The following is an 869-nucleotide window of genomic DNA, read 5'->3' on the forward strand; positions in this document are numbered from 1 at the left end:
ATACATATTGGAGGATTAGCTCAGCTGGGAGAGCATCTGCCTTACAAGCAGAGGGTCGGCGGTTCGATCCCGTCATCCTCCACCATTTATTTCTCTTTCGCCGGAGTAGCTCAACTGGTAGAGCAACTGACTTGTAATCAGTAGGTTGAGGGTTCAAGTCCTTTCTCCGGCACCACTCATTGCATGAGCCATTAGCTCAGTTGGTAGAGCATCTGACTTTTAATCAGAGGGTCGAAGGTTCGAATCCTTCATGGCTCACCATTTTTAATTTCATATTTGCCACGCGGGTGTGGCGGAACTGGCAGACGCACTAGACTTAGGATCTAGCGCCTTCGGGCGTGGGGGTTCGACTCCCTTCACCCGCACCATTTTTTGCGGAAGTAGTTCAGTGGTAGAACGCCACCTTGCCAAGGTGGAGGTCGCGGGTTCGACCCCCGTCTTCCGCTCCATTTTTTTTGCAGACAAGCCGACCCTAAGCCGGGGTGGCGGAACTGGCAGACGCACAGGACTTAAAATCCTGCGGTAGGTGACTACCGTACCGGTTCGATTCCGGTCCTCGGCACCATTTGTTTGACAAAAAAACAGCAGCACCATAACAAGCGCCCGTAGCTCAATTGGATAGAGTACTTGACTACGAATCAAGCGGTTAGAGGTTCGAGTCCTCTCGGGCGCGCCATATTTTTTACATCCAGCATTGATAGTCCGGGAAGTAGCTCAGCTTGGTAGAGCACTTGGTTTGGGACCAAGGGGTCGCAGGTTCGAATCCTGTCTTCCCGACCATTTTCACGGGGCCTTAGCTCAGCTGGGAGAGCGCCTGCCTTGCACGCAGGAGGTCAGCGGTTCGATCCCGCTAGGCTCCACCATTTTTA

General features: G+C 52.9%; 9 tRNA genes. All 9 read left to right on the forward strand.

Annotated features, from left to right (window positions below):
- Positions 1-9 precede the first annotated feature (9 nt).
- The 9 genes from CXF70_RS06650 (at position 10) to CXF70_RS06690 (ending at position 863) form a co-directional block, all read left to right on the forward strand.
- A tRNA-Val gene (locus CXF70_RS06650) sits at positions 10-85 on the forward strand.
- 14 nt (positions 86-99) lie between these two features.
- Positions 100-175, forward strand: a tRNA-Thr gene (locus CXF70_RS06655).
- Between the two features lie 10 nt (positions 176-185).
- A tRNA-Lys gene (locus CXF70_RS06660) sits at positions 186-261 on the forward strand.
- A gap of 22 nt (positions 262-283) precedes the next feature.
- Positions 284-368, forward strand: a tRNA-Leu gene (locus CXF70_RS06665).
- A 6-nt stretch (positions 369-374) separates the two neighbouring features.
- Positions 375-449, forward strand: a tRNA-Gly gene (locus CXF70_RS06670).
- Positions 450-476: 27 nt separating this feature from the next.
- Positions 477-565 (forward strand) — tRNA-Leu (locus tag CXF70_RS06675).
- A gap of 34 nt (positions 566-599) precedes the next feature.
- Positions 600-676, forward strand: a tRNA-Arg gene (locus CXF70_RS06680).
- Positions 677-703: 27 nt separating this feature from the next.
- Positions 704-780, forward strand: a tRNA-Pro gene (locus CXF70_RS06685).
- A gap of 7 nt (positions 781-787) precedes the next feature.
- Positions 788-863 (forward strand) — tRNA-Ala (locus CXF70_RS06690).
- Positions 864-869 lie beyond the last annotated feature (6 nt).

Source organism: Planomicrobium sp. MB-3u-38, from assembly GCF_002836425.1.
In the GTDB taxonomy this organism is placed as follows: Bacteria; Bacillota; Bacilli; order Bacillales_A; family Planococcaceae; genus Planococcus; species Planococcus okeanokoites.